This is a genomic window from Microcoleus sp. BM001215392, assembly GCF_036700185.1.
Lineage (GTDB): Bacteria > Cyanobacteriota > Cyanobacteriia > Cyanobacteriales > Microcoleaceae > Microcoleus.
Window position 1 is genome coordinate 1 of the sequence record NZ_JAUBOJ010000548.1, and the last position, 3708, is coordinate 3708.

Here is a 3708-nt window from a genome sequence, read left to right on the forward strand (position 1 = left end):
GTGCCGTCTTCCGGGCAACCTATATTTAAGCAGAAAGCATAGCTGTCTTGAATTTGCAGCGGTTGGGCAAAACCTTCTATGGGCGGGTTGTTGTTGAATTCCAGGTACACATTTGGCAGTAAATCCTCGCGGTAGCTGTGGGAATTTGGCGGGAAAACTAGATTGGGTGTTAGCTTTTGATCGGTGAAGTTGGCGAGGATGTTGTCGCAGTGTTTCCACAGGGGATTATTGCTGCCTTGACTGTCATTGTGCAGTTGGAAAGCGTATAAGTAGACGTTGGGGGCAGAAATTTTCTCGCTCATGTTATTGGCGCGGTGACTGTGAATTGGGGAGGCGTTTTTTGAGGTTTTCGGGTAACTGTGGATAGCGGTTTGATAGTTTTGGGTCTTGTGCTTCTTTTTTGGTGGCTTCTGGTATTAGTTTTCTGTTAAAATTATTAATTTCATCTGTTATTTTAGGATAATTTGCACACCAATCGCCAAGGGCATCAGCTACTTCGTTGTTCGATTTATTTGCCATCTGCGATATCGTATTGCTGAGATTTGCTAAATCGTCAACCGCCCCGGCTTGTTCAAATACTTCGGGTTGAGTTTCAAAGACTGCTAGGAAACCAGAAATAAATTGTTCATCTGTCATTGCTAATTCCTCCGTTGATTATACTAAGGTCAAAGAAACCGGGTTTCTATGATAAATCTCAATTGGAACAGAAAATCTCCGCAGAAACCCGGTTTCTGATACCAACGCTTATTGCCCAACTGCACAGAAAGCCGCCCAGTATACGGGAGACTCATAAGGTTGATAATCCTGTTTGTAACCGCGACTGTATCTGTCTTGAATTTTCTGTTTATGTTCGCGACTCAGCAACATCGATGCTTCCACCCATTCTAGCAAATCTTTGACAGTTAAACTCCGCAGCCATAATTGAGATTCCCGCAAAGCAACAGCGACAGGCGGGCGAGTTTCCGACAATAAAATCTCATAAAATTTAATCATCAAAATTGCGGTAGATACATCATTGACAGCCCACAAAGTGCTAATCACATTCGTGGTTCCGGCATATAAAAAACCGCTAGGCAATCCGATATACTCATCAGTGGTATCTCCAATATCCGTTAACCCAGTTTCGCAGGCGGAAAGCGTAACTAAACTGCACTTACTCAGCGGCAAATCAAAGATTTCTTCCAGGGTCAGACATTTTTGAATGTCCAATAATTCGTCTTGGGGGGAACGAATATAACTTTTGTTTTCGGAGTCAAGGTTATCGGTGGTACTTTTCGCCCCAGCTAAGATTAAAGCTGATTTCCGGGGATTGTTAAAGTTAAAAAAACCGTGACAGGAAAAGTGAGCGATGTCGGCATTTTGCAACGATTCAAGCTGTTGCTGCAATGCTGCTTTAGTTGCCTTTTCCCGAATCAATACTTCGGCGGGATTAAAGGATTTGGCAATTGCTTCAACTTCGATATCGGTGAAGTCTAAATCTGCTGTCGGGTTTTGAATGGCAAACAATTTTGTGGGTGATGACTCTTCCCCAGTCGGATTTACCCGCTGAGATAATTGTAATAGCTGACAACTGGGAGTATATCTCACACCGCCTGGGAAAAGATCGAGGAGACTTCCAGTTTCTTCTGCATTCTTCCTTAGTCTTCGGCTGGTTAATGCGTGAAGCGGTAACAAGTGCAAATATCGGAAGGGAACTAATATTAATTGTTGGCAATGTTCTGGAATACGAGAAATTATTTCATCGATGTGCAAGATTTGAGCTAATTTTTCCAGGCGGGTTTCTAGCTGATTTGTCCAGTTGTCATATTTTTGCTCATCTTTGATGTCGTCGATATACTCTTGCTGAAACTCCTCTAATGCTTGCAAGTCTTCAGAGGAAGAGTTCCAGAAATCGGGTTGGGTGGAATCGCGGGTAATAGTAAAAACTTTAAAGCTTTCTTGGCTAATATACCATTCTAAAATTGCCTCATTTTTACTTAACAGACTGCGAATTTCTTGAAAAGTAATCCGTTGTAGATTTTGCGGGAGGCCGCGGGCATTGTGAAACAATTCTACTAGGTTTCTGGTTTTGCTGCGTTCGATGTATTCTAGAGCGGCGGTTTTATTTTCCATTTGTAGGCAAACTTCTACCATATCCTGATAAAGCTTATTCCATTCTTCGGCTAACTTTTGTCGGTCTGCTTCGCCGCCGATAATGATTTCACGCCGCATTGATTCGACTGTCTCGATGGCGTAGTTAAAGGTATTGTAAGCTGCTGGGAGTTGGGAATTGTACCGATAGGCACATCCGAGAATATGTAAAGTTCGAGCATTATCTATAGGAAATGCCTCGCGGGTGTAAACTTCCCAAGCTTTATGAAAAGTGGCAATCGCCAGTTCTAAATTATGGGTTTTTTCTTCCCTACTTGTGTAAGCAATCGCCAAATTACTTTGAGTCATTGCCCAATCTTCAGGAAATTCCTCGCGGGTGTAAATTTCTAAAACTTCCCGATAAGCAGTGATAGCTATTTCTAGATTATCCGCTTTTTCGCCTCTGATTCTTTGGTTATAGGCATTTGCCAAATTATTTTGAGTTCTTGCCCAATCTTCAGGAAATTCCTCACGGGTGCGAACTTTCAAAGCTTCCCGATAAACGGAAATAGCCATTTCTAGATTATCCACTTTTTCGCCTATAATTCTGTCGCTATAAGCAATCGCCAAATCACTTTGAATCCTTGCCCAATCTTCAGGAAATGTCTCACGGGTGTAAACTGATAAAGCTTCTCGATAAGTAGCGATCGCCATTTCTAGATTATACGCTTTTTCGCCTCTGATTCTTTGGTTATAGGCATTTGCCAAATTATGTTGAATCGTTGCCCAATCTTCAGGAAATTCCTCCGGGATGTAAACTTCTAAAGCTTCCCGATAAGCGGAGATTGCCATTTCTAAATTATCCGCTCTTTCTCCCCTAATTCTGTCGGAGTAAACAATCCCCAAATTGTTTTGAGCCATTGCCCAATCTCCAGGAAATAGTTCGCGGGTGTAAATTTCTAAAGCTTCCCGATAAGCGGAGATTGCCATTTCTAAATTATCCGCTCTTTTGCCCCTAATTCTTTTGCTGTAAGTAAACCCCAAGTTATGTTGAGTCTCCGCCCAAGCTTCAGCATCTTTTTGACGGGTAACAACAATCAGAGCACTTTCATAACCTGCAATGGCAATTTCTAAATTACTAGCCCTGCTACCTAAAGGAAATTTCTCGATTACATTACTAAATTTGAAAATATATAGTAATATAGCATAGTTTTCGTCTAGGCTATCTAAGTTTGCCAGAGTTTCCATCGTCCAATTTCGCAACACCACAGCCAGGTTATCATCAACTAAGTCAAGATTATTACGTAGCAGGCGATAAATTACATTAGGATCGCCGTCGCTATCTGCCGTTACCCACAATACTTGGAGCAAAAATATAACTTGCTGATCGGCAGATGGAATTTTAAACCATTTCGCTAGGGGACGGTAAAAATTCATTAAAAATATATCTATTCGCTTTTTAATTGCCTTTTTTGAGTTCATTTTATGCCTCCTCTAGCATTACCTGCACCAACCCCGCGTCAACTAACTCAGAGTTTGCTTGCAAAATTTGGTTTACTTCCCCGTTGGGGCAATTCAGTAGCGATTCAATCAGATTGAGATAAGCTTGGCGGCGTTCTTCGTTCATTGCTGACAACC

Annotated in this window: 2 protein-coding genes and 1 pseudogene; all 3 read right to left on the minus strand. The window is 41.8% G+C overall.

Annotation, left to right across the window (positions count from 1 at the left end; all coding sequences use genetic code 11):
- Window positions 1-302: pseudogene (locus tag QT974_RS32435) on the minus strand (hypothetical protein); the annotation flags it as partial.
- A 1-nt stretch (window position 303) separates the two neighbouring features.
- Window positions 304-636, minus strand: coding sequence for a hypothetical protein (locus tag QT974_RS32440; protein ID WP_333472474.1), 333 nt, complete (start codon window positions 634-636; stop codon window positions 304-306).
- Between the two features lie 108 nt (window positions 637-744).
- Complete coding sequence (locus tag QT974_RS32445; RefSeq protein ID WP_333472475.1) at window positions 745-3552, minus strand: CHAT domain-containing protein; 2808 nt, start codon at window positions 3550-3552, stop codon at window positions 745-747.
- Window positions 3553-3708: the final 156 nt, after the last annotated feature.